General features: G+C 69.9%; 19 protein-coding genes. 6 read left to right on the top strand and 13 right to left on the bottom strand.

Annotated features, from left to right (window positions below; all coding sequences use genetic code 11):
- Positions 1-44: 44 nt before the first annotated feature.
- Positions 45-1,538, bottom strand: a complete 1,494-nt coding sequence (locus tag L0C25_RS15400) for an aldehyde dehydrogenase family protein (RefSeq protein WP_271632559.1) — start codon at positions 1,536-1,538, stop codon at positions 45-47.
- Between the two features lie 118 nt (positions 1,539-1,656).
- On the opposite strand from L0C25_RS15400, the gene L0C25_RS15395 reads away from it, so the two are divergent.
- The 3 genes from L0C25_RS15395 (at position 1,657) to L0C25_RS15385 (ending at position 3,050) form a co-directional block, all read left to right on the top strand.
- Positions 1,657-2,196, top strand: a complete 540-nt coding sequence (locus tag L0C25_RS15395) for a dihydrofolate reductase family protein (RefSeq protein WP_271632558.1) — start codon at positions 1,657-1,659, stop codon at positions 2,194-2,196.
- A 63-nt stretch (positions 2,197-2,259) separates the two neighbouring features.
- Positions 2,260-2,715 (top strand): XRE family transcriptional regulator, encoded by a 456-nt coding sequence (locus L0C25_RS15390; protein ID WP_271632557.1) that lies wholly within the window; start codon positions 2,260-2,262, stop codon positions 2,713-2,715.
- Positions 2,712-3,050 (top strand): HepT-like ribonuclease domain-containing protein, encoded by a 339-nt coding sequence (locus L0C25_RS15385; RefSeq protein ID WP_271632556.1) that lies wholly within the window; start codon positions 2,712-2,714, stop codon positions 3,048-3,050. Before L0C25_RS15390 ends, L0C25_RS15385 begins: the two co-directional genes overlap by 4 nt.
- Positions 3,051-3,061: 11 nt before the next feature.
- On the opposite strand, the gene L0C25_RS15380 is transcribed toward L0C25_RS15385, so the two are convergent.
- The 5 genes from L0C25_RS15380 to L0C25_RS15360 form a co-directional block, all read right to left on the bottom strand.
- Entirely contained in the window at positions 3,062-4,285 is a 1,224-nt protein-coding gene (locus L0C25_RS15380) for an MFS transporter (RefSeq protein ID WP_271632555.1), read from the bottom strand.
- Between the two features lie 165 nt (positions 4,286-4,450).
- Entirely contained in the window at positions 4,451-5,143 is a 693-nt protein-coding gene (locus L0C25_RS15375; protein WP_271632554.1) for a YcnI family copper-binding membrane protein, read from the bottom strand.
- 66 nt (positions 5,144-5,209) lie between these two features.
- Positions 5,210-5,728 carry a hypothetical protein gene (locus L0C25_RS15370; protein WP_271632553.1) on the bottom strand — a complete coding sequence of 173 codons (519 nt, stop codon included), beginning with the start codon at positions 5,726-5,728 and terminating at the stop codon, positions 5,210-5,212.
- 4 nt (positions 5,729-5,732) lie between these two features.
- Positions 5,733-6,257 (bottom strand): 2'-5' RNA ligase family protein, encoded by a 525-nt coding sequence (locus tag L0C25_RS15365; protein WP_271632552.1) that lies wholly within the window; start codon positions 6,255-6,257, stop codon positions 5,733-5,735.
- Between the two features lie 73 nt (positions 6,258-6,330).
- Positions 6,331-6,690, bottom strand: coding sequence for a hypothetical protein (locus L0C25_RS15360; RefSeq protein ID WP_271632551.1), 360 nt, complete (start codon positions 6,688-6,690; stop codon positions 6,331-6,333).
- Positions 6,691-6,806: 116 nt separating this feature from the next.
- On the opposite strand from L0C25_RS15360, the gene L0C25_RS15355 reads away from it, so the two are divergent.
- On the top strand, positions 6,807-7,796 hold the full coding sequence (locus L0C25_RS15355; protein WP_271632550.1) for a malate dehydrogenase: 990 nt from the start codon (positions 6,807-6,809) through the stop codon (positions 7,794-7,796).
- A gap of 100 nt (positions 7,797-7,896) precedes the next feature.
- Here L0C25_RS15355 and L0C25_RS15350 read toward each other — a convergent pair whose 3' ends face one another.
- A complete protein-coding gene (locus L0C25_RS15350; RefSeq protein WP_271632549.1) occupies positions 7,897-8,175 on the bottom strand; it encodes a DUF3017 domain-containing protein in 279 nt (92 codons plus the stop codon).
- An 8-nt stretch (positions 8,176-8,183) separates the two neighbouring features.
- Positions 8,184-9,035, bottom strand: coding sequence for a bifunctional methylenetetrahydrofolate dehydrogenase/methenyltetrahydrofolate cyclohydrolase (locus L0C25_RS15345; RefSeq protein ID WP_271632548.1), 852 nt, complete (start codon positions 9,033-9,035; stop codon positions 8,184-8,186).
- Positions 9,036-9,187: 152 nt separating this feature from the next.
- Between L0C25_RS15345 and L0C25_RS15340 the strand changes: the two genes are divergently transcribed.
- Positions 9,188-9,841: a TetR/AcrR family transcriptional regulator gene (locus tag L0C25_RS15340; protein WP_271632547.1), complete on the top strand. Its 654-nt coding sequence runs from the start codon at positions 9,188-9,190 to the stop codon at positions 9,839-9,841.
- A gap of 9 nt (positions 9,842-9,850) precedes the next feature.
- Here L0C25_RS15340 and L0C25_RS15335 read toward each other — a convergent pair whose 3' ends face one another.
- On the bottom strand, positions 9,851-11,065 hold the full coding sequence (locus L0C25_RS15335) for an MFS transporter (protein WP_271632546.1): 1,215 nt from the start codon (positions 11,063-11,065) through the stop codon (positions 9,851-9,853).
- A gap of 81 nt (positions 11,066-11,146) precedes the next feature.
- On the bottom strand, positions 11,147-11,743 hold the full coding sequence (locus L0C25_RS15330) for a TetR/AcrR family transcriptional regulator (protein ID WP_271632545.1): 597 nt from the start codon (positions 11,741-11,743) through the stop codon (positions 11,147-11,149).
- Positions 11,744-11,814: 71 nt separating this feature from the next.
- On the opposite strand from L0C25_RS15330, the gene L0C25_RS15325 reads away from it, so the two are divergent.
- Entirely contained in the window at positions 11,815-12,636 is an 822-nt protein-coding gene (locus L0C25_RS15325; RefSeq protein WP_271632544.1) for a class I SAM-dependent methyltransferase, read from the top strand.
- 20 nt (positions 12,637-12,656) lie between these two features.
- On the opposite strand, the gene purH is transcribed toward L0C25_RS15325, so the two are convergent.
- The 3 genes from purH to L0C25_RS15310 are packed head-to-tail and all read right to left on the bottom strand — an operon-like array spanning position 12,657 to position 16,057.
- A complete protein-coding gene (gene purH / locus L0C25_RS15320) occupies positions 12,657-14,225 on the bottom strand; it encodes a bifunctional phosphoribosylaminoimidazolecarboxamide formyltransferase/IMP cyclohydrolase (RefSeq protein ID WP_271632543.1) in 1,569 nt (522 codons plus the stop codon).
- Positions 14,222-14,836, bottom strand: coding sequence for a phosphoribosylglycinamide formyltransferase (purN, locus tag L0C25_RS15315; protein WP_271632542.1), 615 nt, complete (start codon positions 14,834-14,836; stop codon positions 14,222-14,224). Before purN ends, purH begins: the two co-directional genes overlap by 4 nt.
- A 45-nt stretch (positions 14,837-14,881) precedes the next feature.
- Positions 14,882-16,057, bottom strand: a complete 1,176-nt coding sequence (locus tag L0C25_RS15310) for a cell division protein PerM (protein ID WP_271632541.1) — start codon at positions 16,055-16,057, stop codon at positions 14,882-14,884.
- Positions 16,058-16,067: the final 10 nt, after the last annotated feature.

The raw sequence follows: 16,067 nt of genomic DNA, 5'->3' as shown, positions 1-16,067 counted from the left end.
CTCGCTCGTTCCTCGCTGCGGTCTGGCCGTTCCGATGTCCTTGGTCACGCTGGGCCTCCCTGCCCGCTGTGGTTGGCGAACCATTGCACGGGCTTCGGATCGATGTTGTGCCAGATGTGCTTGGTCTCGCGGTACTCCTCGAGCCCGGCGATACCGAGCTCACGCCCGAAGCCGGACTGCTTGTAGCCGCCCCACTCGGCTTGGGGTACGTACGGATGGAAGTCGTTGATCCACACGGTGCCCATCCGCAACCCGCGAGCGACGCGTTCGGCGCGGCCGGCGTCGCTCGTCCAGACCGCGCCCGCGAGGCCGTAGATGCTGTCGTTCGCGATCGAAACGGCCTCGTCCTCGGACCGGAACGTCTCGACGGTAAGAACGGGCCCGAACGACTCGTCCTGCGTCACCGACATCGCGGCCGTGCAGTCGTCGAGGATCGTCGGAAGGTAGTAGAACCCGTCGGCCAGAGCGGGGTCCTCGGGCCGGCGTCCGCCGCAGCGCAGCCTCGCGCCCTCCTCGATGCCCGCCGCCACGTACGCCTCGACCTTGTCGCGATGTGCAACGGAGATCAGCGGCCCGGTCTCGGCGCTCTCGTCGAACGGTCCGCCGAGCCGGATGTTGCCCGCACGGCGTACGAGCTCGTCGACGAACTCGTCATGGATCGACTCCTCGACGATCAGGCGCGCACCGGCCGAGCACACCTGGCCCGAGTGCAGGAACACCGCGGTGAGCGCGTAGTCGAGCGCGGTCTCGCGGTCGGCGTCGGCGAACACGACGTTCGGGTTCTTGCCACCGAGCTCGAGCGCGACCTTCTTCACCGTCGGCGCCGCCGCGGCCATGATCGATCGCCCGGTGACGAGCCCGCCGGTGAACGACACCAGGTCGACGCGCGGGTCTCCGGTGAGCGTCGGCCCGACGTCGGCACCGGAGCCGAGCACCAGGTTGACGACACCCGCCGGTACGCCCGCCTCGGTGAGTGCCTTCATCAGCCAGATCCCGGTCGACGGGGTCAGCTCGCTCGGCTTCAGCACGAACGTGTTGCCCGCCGCGAGCGCCGGCGCGACCTTCCAGGCCGTCTGCAGGAGCGGGTAGTTCCACGGCGTGATCAGGGAGCACACGCCGACCGGTTCGTGCACGACCCGGCTCGAGACGTTCGGCTGGCCGGTGTCGACGACCCGGCCCGCCTCGGCACCGGCGAGGCCGGCGTAGTGACGGAAGACCGCCTCGATGTCGTCGACGTCGTACTCGCTCTCGACCAGTCGCTTGCCCGTGTCGCGCGACTCGAGCTCGGCGACGCTGTCCTTGTCGCGGGCGAGGAGGTCGGCGACGCGGTACAGGATGCGCGACCGTTCGAGGGACGAGCCGTTGACCCAGGCGCCGTCATCGAACGCGGTACGTGCCGCCGCCACCGCACGTTGCGCGTCCGTTGCGCTCGCCTCCGGCACGGTACGTACGTGCGTACCGTCGGCCGGACAGCGGATCTCCCGAGTATTTCCGTCTGCTGCGTGGCCCCACTGGCCACCGATGAAGAGCTGAGACACGCCATGATCACACCACGCCGCGCGCAACCGCGCCAGACGGGCCGAGCCGCCGCGGCCGATGATTTCCCGGTACGTGGTTCGTCTGTCCCTGCGAACCAGCATTCGAGGAGTCGGACCCATGCGCAAGGTAGTCGTCTACACACTGTTGTCGGTCGACGGTGTCGCGGAGTCACCGAGCGACTTCGTACACGACTTCGACGAGATGATGCTCGCCAATCTGCGTCGCGTGATCGAGACCCAGGATGCCGTTCTGCTCGGGCGCACGATGTACGACGAGTGGTCGAGCGACTGGCCCGACTCCGACTTCGAGCCGTTCGCGAGCTTCATCAACTCCGTGCCGAAGTACGTCGTGACGTCCTCCGACCTGGACCTCTCCTGGAGCAACTCGACCGTGCTGGACGCCCCGCTCGCAGCGTCGATCGCCGATCTGCGGCGACGTCCGGGCGGCGACATCGGTGTGCACGGCAGCCTCACGCTGGCACAGTCGCTGCTGCGCACCGGCGATGTCGACGAGCTGCGGCTCGTCATCTCGCCGACGATCGCGGGCGTCGGTCGACGCCTGTTCGAGGACGGGCCGTCGAACCGGCCGCTCGAGCTGGTCCGCGCCGAGCGGACGCCGTCGGGCACGTTGCTCGCCGACTACCGCGTCGGGGAGTGAGCCCGGAGGCAACAATGCCGTTCGGGAGCTCCGAGGAATATATGTTCTCGCTATACTGAGGTCATGAGCGTGAACGGAGCGCGCGTGCGCACTGCCCGGGTGGCGGCGGGCCTCACGCAGGCCGAACTGGCCGAGCGCAGCGGCGTACGTCAACCGAACATCTCTGCTATCGAACGCGGTCTCGTCGACGCTCGTTCCGCGACTGTGCAGCGCCTGCTCGACGCGTGCAGAGTCAAGCCATCGCAAGCGCTGGATCTCCATCGCGATGCCGTGATCGACATCGTCTCAAGTCACCGAGCGCGCAGGCCCCGGGTGTTCGGCTCGACGGCACGCGGAGACGACACGGCCGAGAGCGACCTGGACCTGCTCGTCGAGTTCGACGCCGACGCAACGCTACTCGACCTGGTACGGATGGCCGACGAGCTCGAGCGTGTGCTCGGCGTCCGCGTCGACGTCGTCGACGACTACGGTGACTCACGCATTCTGAACGGGGCGCGGAACGAGGCGGTCGCGGTTTGAGACGGGGCGATGCCGAGCTCGTCGACGATGTGGCCGGGTTCGTAGCGACCGCGGACCGCATAGTGGCACTTGGCGAGACTGCCTTCTTCGACCCGACCGACGACATCCCGCGGCGTGCCGCTCGCTCGGTAGTCATCGACGTGGCCACCGCGCTCGGAGCGATGTCACCACGAACGCGCAGTCAGATTCCGGACGCGGATGCGATCATCGGCATGCGCAATCGCCTGGCACACACGTACCAGGCGGTCAACGAGCGCATCGTCTGGAACGTCTTGGTGCGAGAGCTTCCTCGACTCCTCGGCGCGCTGCGGGCCGCCCTTCCGAGCGCCGAGTGACACCACCCACCTCAGTGCGACAGCGAGATCGCCAGTCGCTCGTTCCGATACAGCAGACCGGACGTCGCGAGGATGGCGAGACCGGCGACCGCGAGCACTGCCCCGACCGCACTCGGCGCTGTGTAGCCGTACCCGCTGGTGATGACCACCCCGCCGAGCCACGCGCCGAGCGCGTTCGCGGCGTTGAGCGAGGAGTGGTTGAGCGCTGCGCCCAGCATCGCCGCATGGCCGGCGACCTCCATCAGGCGCATCTGTAAGCAGACCACCAGCGTCGAAGCGGTCATCGACACGAGGAACACCGTCGCGACCAGGGCCGGCGCATGGGACGCAACCTGGGTGAACACCGCGAGCAGTACGCCGGTCGCGACCAATGCACCCATCAGGGAACGCAGGATCGCCCAGTCGGCCAGCCGTCCGCCGAGCGCCGTGCCGGCGATGCCGCCGAGGCCGAACGCGAACAACACGGCGGGGATGAACGACTTGCCTTGGTGTGCGACGTCGGTGACCACCGGCGCGATGTAGCTGTACATGGCGAACATGCCGCCGAAGCCGACGGTGCCGATCGCCAGCGTCAGCCACACCTGCGGGCGCCTCAGTGCCGACAGCTCCGTACGAATGCGGGCGCCTCGGTCGCGCGGACTGTGCGGCACGTACGCAAGGACGAGTAGCGCCGTGGCGATGGTGATCACCACGACGGCGACGTACGCGGTGCGCCAGCCGAGGGTCTGGCCGAGCCAGGTCGCCGCCGGCACCCCGGCGACGTTCGCGACCGCGAGGCCGAGCATCACTGAGCTGACCGCCCGGCCGCGCTTGTCGGCCGGAACGAGCGAGGCGGCGATCAGCGACGCAACTCCGAAGTACGCGCCGTGCGGCAGCCCTGCGACGAACCGTGCGGCCATCAGCATCGGGTAGCTCTGCGCGAGCGCCGTCAGCAGGTTTCCGACGCCGAGCGCGAGTACCAGCCCGATCGCGAGCGCCTTGCGCGGCAGGGTCGCCGCTACCGACACGATCAGCGGCGCACCGATGAACACGCCGAGCGCGTACGCGGAGATGATGTGACCCGTACTCGGGATGGACTCATCGATCCCGGAGGCGATATCGGGCAGCAGCCCCATCGTCACGAACTCGGTCGTGCCGATCGCGAACCCACCGAGCGCGAGCGCGACGATCGCGTACGCGACGCGGGGAGTGCGCGGCGTACCCGTCTGCGGTGGGCTCAAGGTCGTGGTGGTCACCGTGGTTTCAATGCATTCGCGGAGCCGATCGTTCCGATCCTCGCCCATGAACTCGCTCACATCGCAGTCCCCCGCTCACATCGCAGTCCCCCCGGCCCGCTGGGCATGACGTTCGGGTGCGACACGCCCGGCGTGTCGCGCTCAAGCGTCATGCCCAGCGGGGCCTCAGGTGCGGGTACGCGAGCGGACGAGCGCGACCCCGCCCACCGCCAGGCCGGCGACGCCCACCCCGAGGGCGGTCCAGGACAAGCCGTCGGAGGAGTCGTCCGACGTCTCCTCCGGAGCGGCCGACGCGTCGGTCGGCGTAGCGTCGGTCGACGCCTGCTCGGCCGAGTCCGCCTCCGCTGCGGTCAGCGTGAACGACGGAGCGGGTGCCTCGAGATCCTCCTCGTCCTGGCCGTCCTTCGCGACCTCGTTCCAGTTCGTCGCACCCTTCTCACAGGTCTGCAGGGTCGGGAACCGCAGCGTCGTGTCGGCCTCGGTCGGCAGCGGCATGGACAGCTCGAACGCATCCCGGTAGCCGTCCTGCAGCGGCGTCTTCGCCGTGTACGTGACCCGCGAGACGCGGTCGTTCTCGGTGCCCTCCCCCGGTACGGGCTCGGTCTGCTTCTTGATCGTCCAGCCGTCGTTGATCGTCGGGGTCACGACGTCGATGCCCTTCGGGATGTCGATCGCGATCTCGGTGGTGGCCGAGCCGTCGCATCCGTGCGGCACCGAGAACGTGAGCAGGGCGTACTCGCCGGCGACGGTCGTCGACGGAGTCACCTCGACATGCGCGGAGGCGGGCACGGTGCCGAGCGCGATCGCGCCGACGGTGATGATGAGCGGCGCCGCGACGCGGCGCACGATGATGTGCATGTGATGGTCCTCTTCGTGCAGGGGTGTACGCGCACGCGTGCCCGAGGGGTACGCGCGTGGCGATGATCAGCGGTCGCGGGTCAGCGCCGGAGGACCCCGCCACGTCAGCGACGTGCCGATCCAGGTGAGTCGTACGCGGGTCGCAGCGGTCGCCGCGAGGCATTCCTCGCGGGACACCGGCGGCTCCAGGTCGCTGGCCGGCATGACGAGTCGCGGCCGCAACCAACACCAGAGCGCCCATGCTGCGTCCTCACCGCGGGCCAACACGAGCGCGATGACGACGGCCGCGAATGCGTGCGCGGCAAGCATCGTGAGGCCACCCGAATGCCCACCTGACGTCATGAACGCGGTATGCAGCAGCAGCTGTCCGGCACCGAGCACACCGACCAGCTCGAGGCGACCGAGTCGGTTGCGGGTCAGCGCCGCGGCGTACGCGGCCACCACGAGCGACGACCCGAGCAGGATCTCCGGGCCGGGAACGCTCCCTCCGGCAGAGAGGTGACCGACGAGCGAAAGGCCGACGACACACAGCGCGACCGCGGCGGCGCGTACGACGCGCAACGAGCCCCGATCGGGAGAGTTCACGGCCTCACGATAACGAGCGGGTCGGGAGCGGCCACTCGCGGCGTGCGTCGCCGTCCCAGCGTCGCCAACCGATCGCCTCGGCGGCGCGCTCCGGCGCGCGTCCGAGAGCGTCGACTGCCCGGCCGACCTCCGCCGCCGTGAGCCGTCGCGCAAGGGTGACGTGCGGCGTCCACTGACCGGGGGCGAGCGTCGAGCGCGGGTCCACCCCACAAACACGCGCAACGCTCGCCTGCAGCATCAGCAGCGGCACGGACGTGACCACGAAGCGGACGAGCACGAACCGGCGTCGCCCGAAGCACGCCAATGCGCCCAGTCGCAGCGGCATCGGCAGCCCCGACGCCAGCTCTGCCAGCGCTCCCTCGTCCGACGGGTCCAGCGCATCGCCGGCCCAGAGGGTCACATGCGGCCGGTTGGTGTCGGCGGGGTTCGCGCCCTGGCTCGGCAGACCGGCCTTCTGCAGTGCCGACCACTCCCCGCGTACGCCCGCGTCCGCATCGTCGTCCAGCAGCAGCTCAACGCTCTGGGTCACCTTGCCAGCATAGGAACTGCGACGCGCCGAAGCGCGGAGGAACATCGGCGGCCGCGTCGGTCGACGAAACCGCCTACGCCGGGTCCGGCATCCGGCCGTCGTTGTCGATCAGGTACTTCAGCGCCTTCACGGCCGAGTTGATCGAGCGGTTCAGGGCGAACCGGCCGCTCAGGTCGCCCCAACCGGGTGAGACGTTGAACTTCTCGCCCGCGATGTTCACCGACAACGACTTACCTCCCGTCATGGGAACCTTCTTCGCCGTCGTCTCCGACAGGGGACCGCCGTGAATCGGCTGCTGCTTGCTGTCGTACAGCGTGATCGAACCGTTCTCGATGACGACGAATCCGTGCTGGGCAAGAGGTTTGAGTCCACGGCCGATCTGGGTCTGGTCGAAGATCATCGCGCCGGGGTTCTGCTCCGAAGGCTGGCTCATGGTCACGTACGGTACCCAGCCACCCGACGGGCGACCGGGCGGACCGGCGCCCGAGCCGTGTTGCTAGCGTCGATCGAGCGTACGAGAGGTGCGCCTGACATCGCGAGGAGACCGACGTGAGCAACACCCCTGTCAAGGTTGCCGTGACCGGCGCGGCCGGCCAGATCGGCTACAGCCTGCTGTTCCGCATCGCCAGCGGAGCCCTGCTCGGACCCGACACTCCCGTTCAGCTGCGGCTGCTCGAGATCACGCCGGCGCTGAAGGCTCTCGAGGGCGTCGTGATGGAGCTCGACGACTGCGCGTTCCCGCTCCTCGCCGGCGTCGAGACCAGCGACGACGCGAACGTCGCGTTCGACGGCGCCAACCTCGCGCTGCTCGTCGGCGCCCGCCCGCGCTCGAAGGGCATGGAGCGCGGCGACCTGCTGGAGGCCAACGGCGCCATCTTCACCGCACAGGGCAAGGCGCTCAACGCGAGCGCCGCATCCGACGTACGCGTCGGCGTGACCGGCAACCCGGCGAACACCAACGCGCTGATCGCCATGCGCAACGCGCCGGACATCCCGCAGGAGCGGTTCTCCGCGCTCACCCGGCTCGACCACAACCGGGCGATCTCCCAGCTCGCCGCGAAGACCGGTGCCGCCGTCACGGACATCAAGAAGCTGACGATCTGGGGGAACCACTCCGCAACGCAGTACCCCGACATCTTCCACGCCGAGGTCGGCGGACGTAACGCCGCCGAGGTCGTCGACGACCAGGCATGGGTCGAGAACGACTTCATCCCGACCGTGGCCAAGCGCGGTGCCGCGATCATCGAGGCGCGCGGGTCCTCCTCGGCCGCCAGCGCCGCCTCGGCGACGATCGACGCCGCCCGCGACTGGCTGCGGGGCAGTGCCGACGGCGACTGGCTCTCGATGGCGGTCGCGTCGGACGGCTCGTACGACGTGCCCGAGGGCATCGTGTCGTCGTTCCCGGTGACGACGAAGGACGGCTCCTACGAGATCGTCCAGGGCCTCGAGATCAACGAGTTCTCCCGCGGTCGCATCGACGCGACCGTGCAGGAGCTCACCGACGAGCGCGACGCCGTCGCCTCGCTCGGCTTGATCTGACGCTGAGGAGAGAGTTCTGGCCCTGTGAGGAGAGACTGCGTCGTCGGTCGCGATCGACTACGTACTCTCTCCTCACAGGGCCAGAACTCTCTCCTCAGCGTTACGGGGACGGCTGCGACGGGATCACGATCGCCAGCGTGATGATCAGGCCCGCGAGTGCGCCCATCCACAGCACGTCGATCACCCGCCGGCGTACGCGCAGCAGGCCGACCGTGCGTTCGGGGATCGCGATCCGCGCGACCGCCGCAGCGGCAAACGCCCCTCCGCACATCGACATTCCGACGCGCCACGGACCGGCGGCCAGGACCGCGAGACCGGCCGCGACGACCACGACCGCGAGTACGTAGACCGCGGTGCCCAGTGGCAGGTGACGCGACACGATCCGCATCACTCGGCGGCTCGCTCGGCGGCCTCGACGACGTTCGTCAGCAGCAGTGCCCGCGTCATCGGGCCGACGCCACCGGGATTGGGCGAGATCCAACCGGCGACCTCGCTCGCCGCGGGGTCGACGTCTCCGACGATGCCGGATGCGTCGCGGCTCACGCCCACGTCGAGCAGCGCCGCACCGGGCTTGACCATGTCTGCCGCGACGATCCCAGGCACGCCCGCGGCCGCGATGACGATGTCGGCGCGGCGTACGTGGGAGGTCAGGTCGTGGGTGCCGGTGTGGCACAGGGTCACGGTCGCGTTCTCGCTCCTCCGCGTGAGCAACAGACCCATCGGACGCCCGACGGTGATGCCGCGCCCGATCACACACACCTCGGCGCCGGCAATCTCGACACCGTGCCGACGCAGCAGCTCGACGATGCCGCGCGGCGTACAGGGCAGCGGCGCCGGCTTGCCGAGCACCAGCCAGCCGAGGTTCGTCGGGTGCAGTCCGTCGGCGTCCTTGACCGGGTCGACGAGTCCGAGTACGCGGTTCTCGTCGAGGCCCTTCGGCAGCGGCAGCTGCACGATGTAGCCGTGACAGGTCGGATCGGCGTTCAGCCGCGCGACCGCGGCCTCGACGTCGGCCTGCGCCGCAGTGGCGGGCAGGTCGACCCGGATCGACTCGATGCCGACCTGTGCGCAGTCGCGATGCTTGCCCGCGACGTACTGCTGGCTCGCGGGGTCGTCGCCGACCAGGATCGTGCCGAGCCCGGGCACGACACCGCGCTCGGCCAGCTTCGTCACCCGGGCGCGCAGCTCGTCCTTGATGGCTGCCGCGGTCGCCTTACCGTCCAGGATCTGTGCCGTCACGGATGGAAGTCTGCCAGACCACAGATCACGTGTGCCCAAGACGCTCGCCCGAGCTCGTGGCCGTGTTGGGGCGATCCAGGGTCGCGACGGCACTCGCAGGTGGTTGAATGGGCAATCGCGGGGTAAACGCCACACGTCCAGGAGCTGACGCGATGCCCATCCGTGCACGGTTGAGCCAGGAGCGCAGCCGCGAACGACGAGACGCGCTCCTCGATGCGGCGATCGAGCTGTTCGCCGAGTCGGGTACGCGCGGGGTGACCCATCGCGCCGTTGCGGCCCGGGCCGGTCTGCCGACCGCGAGTACGACGTACTACTTCTCGTCGATCGACGAGCTCGTACGCGAGGCGCTGTTGCGGCACCTGGAGAACTGGATCACCGAGCTCGAAGGCCTGACGACCGCCGCCGAGTCGATCGGCACGGTGCCGCCGGACCCGGTCGACCTGATCGCGCAGATCCTCGCCGCCCGGCCGACCGAGCTCGTCACCACGCAGCTCTCGATCCTGCTTGCCGCAGCCCGTGACCCGCAGCTGCGCCCCACCATGATCCGGATGCTGGAGTCGCTCGAGGACGTCGCCGCCAGCCTCCTGACCAGGCTGGGTGCCCGCCACCCCGAGCGGATCGCGACCTCGGCGATCGCGCTCGTTGCCGGCCACGCTCTCGACCGCCTCAGCGAACGCCACACCACCCAGGAAGAAGCGACGATCCTGTTCCGCACGCTGCGCTCGCTGATTGTGGCCGACCTCCTCGACAAGGACGAACGCACCAGCATCCTCGGTCGGCTCGGCGCCAACGCGGCGGCCGGCTGAGCCCGGCGGTCACGCCTCCTCGACGCGTTCGGGTACGTACGTGGGCGGGCGCGGCAGCCACTGCGGCGTCACGGCGGCGACCACGACCACCAACCCACACACCACCCCGAAGCTCGCCGACTCGCTCAGGCGCGTCGACAACGCACCGAAGGTGGCGAAGATCGCGACCGCCGCGAGCTCGCTGGACAGTCCCGCTACCGACGTCACGGTCGCCCGCGCACTGCCCTCGATCGCGTCCTGCAGCCGCGCCTCGGCAACGATGATCGCGTTGTTCACCGCGCCGTACCCGATGCCGATCGCGACGAACGCGAGCGGCTGCGCGATCAGCGCACCGGTCACCAGCAGCCCGCCCGCGATCGCGACGAGCACGGCCATCGTCCTCGCGCCGATCCGGGCCGTACGTCCCGCGAGCGCGGTACCGATGGCCTGACCGGCGACGACGAGCGCGATCAGGATCGGCACGCCCGCCGGTTCGGTCCCCTTGTTGAGGGCGACGAGCGGGAAGTACTCGTCGTACGCGGTCGTGCCGAGCAGCAGGGCAACCAGGAGGACCCCGTTGCGGACCGTACGCACGCGACGTACCTCCCGAAGGCCGGAGACCAGCATGTGCACGTACCTCCGCCCGACGCCCTCGTCGGACCTGCCCCGCGCGGATGCCACGCGCGGTGCCGCCGGAAGGGTCAACGCGACGCCGAACTGCACCAGCGCGACAGCGACGCTCACCCATCCCACGAAGGCGTATCCGCCGAGCGCCATCAGCGGCGCTGCTGAGATCGTCGCGACGAGGTTGCAGACCATCGCAAGCGAGTGGGCGAAGCCGAGCAGCCGCGGGTACGACGTGGCCGCCCCGAGTGCGGCGAGCTCGTCGTACAGGTACGCCTCGTACGTCCCCGACATCAGCGCGCCACTCAATGCCCAGAGCACGAAACCGGTGGCGAATCCCGCGTACCCGGGCGCGACGATCCAGGTCGCGAACCCGGCGGCATAGATCAACGAACTGAGCGCGAGGAGCCGCCGGCGCGGCACCGTGTCCGCCCACGCACCCGATGGCACCTCGGCCGCGAACGCCGTCACCGACCAGATCACGAACAGCGACGAGATCTCACCCGTCGACAGTCCGTGGTCGGCGAACAGCAGCGCGTACACCGCGTACAGCGGGATCAGGTCGCGCACTGAGAAGTACGCGAGCGCGCGTACTGCAAGGGCATGCGGGACGGCCCTCATCGGGTGCCGCCCGGGCGAGCTTCAGTGACTCAACATCGACAGGTGAGCATGGTTCAACGGTGCCAGGCGGGCCTGCCGACGTCAACGAGTTTCGAGCAGGCTGCCGCCGAGCAGCGATGTCACGAGCCGGCGAACCTCCCGAGGATTCGGGCGCCCACTCGCCCTACCCGCATAGTGCATGTGCGCCGAGCCGATCAGCGCGAGGGCGATCGCATCGACGTCGGCGTCCGCGGCGATGCGGCCGCGGTCGCGCTCCGCGGCGAGGTAGCCGGAGAGCATCACCGTCGCCTGCCCCAGGACGGGTACGCCGGACTGTCCGGCCTCGCGCAGGCGGTCACGAAGTGCGTCGCGGGTGGTGATGAGACCGACGATCGACACGGCAACGGACTCGAACACCTCGGTCAGCGCATCACCGACGTTGTCGACGACGGCCCCACGGCCCACCGACTCGAGCAGGCGGTCGGCCTGGTCGCCGACGCGGCGGACGCGGTCGAGTACGAGCTCCGCGAGAAATCCGTCGAAGTCGGCGAAGTGCCGGTGGAGTACGCCCTTGGCACAGCCGGCCTCAGCCGTGACCGCGCGACTGGTCAGCGCATTGATGCCGTCGCGCAGCAGAATGCGCTCGGCAGCGTCGAACAGCTGCTGGCGCGGATCCCGGATTGCGACACCGGTCGGCATCGGTCTCTCCTCCGGTCTCGTGCGGCTCGGTGCCGTTGCCCGAGTGGGCATGCGCCCATTATGGTGGGCGCATGCCCACTCTACCGTCGAAGGAACCCGCGGAGACACCGCGGCAACCCCACCAGGCACGGGACATGGCCGAGTCGTTCGGCACCGATCCGCAGCGGTACGACCGCACGCGGCCGAGCTATCCGCCGGGCCTGATCAAGCGAATCGTCGCCGAGAGGCCGGGCATCGACGTGCTCGATGTCGGGTGTGGCACCGGCATCGCGTCGCGACAGCTTCAGCGCGCCGGGTGCGCAGTGCTCGGAGTCGACGTCGACGAACGCATGGCGGCGTACGCCCGTGAGCGCGGCCTCGATGCTGAGGTCGCCGCATTCGAGCAGTGGGACCCGGCCGGACGAACCTTCGACGCGGTGGTATCGGGCCAGACCTGGCACTGGATCGACCCGGTCGCCGGTGCGGCGAAGGCCGCCGAGGTGCTTCGTCCGCACGGTCGCCTCGCCATCTTCTGGAACTCCTTCGAGCCACCGACGGATCTCGCCGAGGAGTTCGCCGCCGTCTATCGCCGGTTCGTACCCGAGATGCCGATGCTGCACCGCGCGAACGCCGCGGGGAGCGCGTACACAGCCATGGTCGACAAGGCCGTCGAGGGAGTTCGCCGTACCGGCGACTTCGCCGAGCCCGAGACGTGGAACTACGTCCGGGAGCAGGAGACGACCCGCGACGAGTATCTCGACTTCCTGCCGACCTCAGGGGCCGCGGCGACGTTCTCGCCCGAGACCCTGTCCGCCGTGCTGGACGGCGTCGGCGCGGCGATCGACGCTGCGGGCGGGCGGTTCACGATGCGCCACCCGGCGGTCGCGTTCACAGCCCGCCGCACCGCCCGCTGAGCGCACAGGACGCGCGGATCTCAGTGGAAGAAGTGCCGCGTTCCGGTGAAGTACATCGTCACGCCGGCGGAGCGGACGTACTCGACGACCTCGTCGTCGCGTACGGAGCCGCCCGGCTGCACGATCGCGCGTACGCCCGCCTCCGCCAGCACCTGCGGGCCGTCGGGGAACGGGAAGAACGCGTCCGACGCCGCAACCGAGCCACGCGCTCGGTCGGCACCGGCCCGCTCGACGGCCAACCGGCACGAGTCGACCCGATTGACCTGACCCATCCCGACCCCGACGGCGGCGCCGCCGCGGGCGAGCAGGATCGCGTTCGACTTCACCGAACGGGACGCCCGCCAGGCGAACGCCAGATCGGCGAGTACGTCATCGGGCGCCGGATCGCCGGCCGCGAGGGTCCAGGTGCCCGGGTCGTCGCCAGGGGCATTGACGTGGTCGACCTGCTGCATCAGCACACCACCGCTGATACCCCGGAACTCCACCGGGTCGGGGAACTCGTCGGCCGGCACCTCGAGCAGCCGGATGTTCTTCTTCCGGCCGAGGATCTCGAGCGCACCGGGCTCGTACGCGGGCGCGACGACGACCTCGGTGAAGACCTCCGCGACCTGCTCGGCCATCGCGACCGAAACCGGCGCGTTGACGGCGATCACGCCGCCGTACGCCGACACCGGATCGCAGGCGTGCGCACGACGATGCGCCTCGGCGACGTCGACGCCGACCGCGATGCCGCACGGGTTCGCGTGCTTGATCACCGCGACGGCGGGTTGCTCGAACGTCGCTGCTGCCCGCCGGGCGGCATCGGCATCGACGTAGTTGTTGTACGACATCTCCTTGCCGTGCAGCTGCTTGGCCGCCGCAAGGCCACCACGCCAGTGCCGGTACAGCGCCGCGCCCTGATGGGGGTTCTCGCCGTACCGGAGCACCGCCTGACGCTCCCACGTCGCGCCGGTCCACGCCGGGAATCCCGCGCCGTCCGGCGCGTACTGGTTCGCGAACCACGACGCGACCGCCACGTCGTACGAAGCGGTGTGTGCGAACGCCTCGGCCGCGAGCCGCTTGCGCTCTTCGAAGGTGAACCCGCCGCTCGTGGCGGCCGTCACCACGTCCGCGTACCGGTCGGGTGACACCACGATCGCGACCGACGGATGGTTCTTGGCGGCCGCGCGCACCATCGACGGCCCACCGATGTCGATCTGCTCGACCACCTCGTCGGGCTCCGCGCCCGACCTCACCGTCTCGACGAACGGGTAGAGGTTGCTGACGACGAGGTCGAACGGCTCGATGCCGAGGTCGGCGAGCTGCCGCTCGTGGTCCTCTCGCCGCCGGTCGGCCAGGATGCCCGCGTGCACCTTCGGGTGCAGCGTCTTCACCCGCCCGTCGAGGCACTCGGGAAACCCGGTGAGGTCCTCGACCTTGGTGACGGGAACACCCGCGTCGGCGATCCGACCGGCCGTCGAACCGGTCGAGACCAGCGCGACTCCCGCGTCGTGCAATGCCTTCGCGAGCTCCTCGAGTCCGGTCTTGTCGTACACCGAGATCAGGGCGCGCCGCAGCGGCCGGCGACCATCGTCTGTTGTCGTGCTCACGTTGCGAACCGAACCAATCTGTTGTCGATGACGTACCCCTCGCGGGCCATCCGGCCCACGGTGTCGACGAGCATTGCCCGCTCGGCGACCTTGATGCGTTCGTGCAGCGTCGCCTCGTCATCGTCGAACTCGACCGGCACGGCGACCTGCGCGACGATCGGCCCGGTGTCGACGCCCTCGTCGACGATGAACAGCGTTGCGCCAGTGACCCGCACGCCGTACGCGAGTGCGTCGCGCGGGCCGTGCATGCCCGGAAACGACGGCGACAGTGCGGGGTGGGTGTTGACCGTACGCCCGCCGTGCGCGGCCAGGAAGGCGCGACCGGTCAACCGCATGAACCCCGCGAGGACGACGAGATCGGGTTCGTACGCCGCGACCGCTTTGGCGAGGGCAGCGTCCCAGCTCTCGCGGTGCGGATGATCGCGCAGCGACTCCACGAACGTCGGTATGCCCGCGCTCTCGGCCCGCTCCAGCCCGTGTACGCCGGGCCGATCGGAGCCGACGGCGACGACCTCACAGCCGTACGCCGACCCGCGGCTCGCGTCGAGGAGCGCCTGGAGGTTGGTGCCGGCTCCGGAGACCAGGACTACGACGCGCGCTGGTCGGTCCACGACAGGACCAAATGACACGGGCACGAAGGCACTTTCTGTTGGGCGCTACGACCGCTGCTCACGATAGTGCCCCAGCGCACCGCCCAGTGCGCCGCCCACCGTCAGAGCGACGACGGCGACCGGCATGCACCACATCGCGGCGCCCACGTCGGCCATCCGCCCCGGACCGACGGCGCCGCCCGCACACATGACCACGAGACCGACGAGCAGGCCGGCGGCGCCACCCGCCGTGGCGCCACGCACCATCGCGTCGTAGATCGACGCATCGTCGAACGCTCGACCGGCGACGACACCGCCCACCAGGCCGGCCAGCAGCGGTACGACCATGAGTGCCGCCACCCAGCCGGGCGGCGTACCGGAATCGGGCAGCGCGGCGGTCACCGGGAAGATCGGCAGCTCACCGAGCCGCACATCGACGACAGTCACCGACGTGTCCGTGCCGAACGCGAACCCGGGCCCGAGCAGCACGCTGACGGCCAGCAGCAGGAGGTTCGGGAGGAGTAGCACACACACGAGCACGATCGCCGCGCCGCCGATCGTGCCCGGGGCGAGCCGCGAGAACGAGTCGTGTACCTCGCCGAACCCCACGATCAGCCGGTACGCGAGCAGCACGACAGCGGCACCGAACAATGCCCCGCACGCCGACCCGGCGCCCAAGACGACACCGCGCACGAACCCCGGCGCTGACTCCCACACCTCGCGCAGCCGACCGTCCACGCACATGGCACCGACGAACGCGGACAGCCCCGCGAGCGCGAATCCGCCCAGCCCGGCGCGTACCGCCGAGAACGACGCGGAAGGCGAGGACGCCACGAGGGCCGTCACAGCCAGCGCGAGGCCGTACGTCGCGGCGGCGCTCAGCATCAGGGTGCCGACCTCACGCTGGGTGATCGACTCCGGCCCGAGACGGTAGGCCGCGTACGCGACGGCGACACCGGCGAGCAGCGGTACGCCGAGCGGTACGACCGTGATCGCGATGCCGCCGACCGACACGGCACTACCATGGCCCGCCAGCCAGAACCCCGCACCGATCTGCATCGCCGCCGAGATCGAACCGGCACCCGAGGCGAGCCACACCACGACGGCGAGACCGACGCACAGCACCACCCCGCCGAGCTGGACGGCGCCGGCGGCGAGCACCCCCGAAAGGACCGGCGGGCGACGCGGCACCTCGGGCGCCAGGGCCGCTGCAGCCTCCGCCCGCTCTCGTACGGTCGTCATCGCAGCGCGC

This window comes from Solicola gregarius, from assembly GCF_025790165.1.
In the GTDB taxonomy this organism is placed as follows: Bacteria; Actinomycetota; Actinomycetes; order Propionibacteriales; family Nocardioidaceae; genus Solicola; species Solicola gregarius.
The sequence above is the reverse complement of the archived record's forward strand: the minus strand, read 5'-3'. Positions and strand labels throughout refer to the sequence as shown.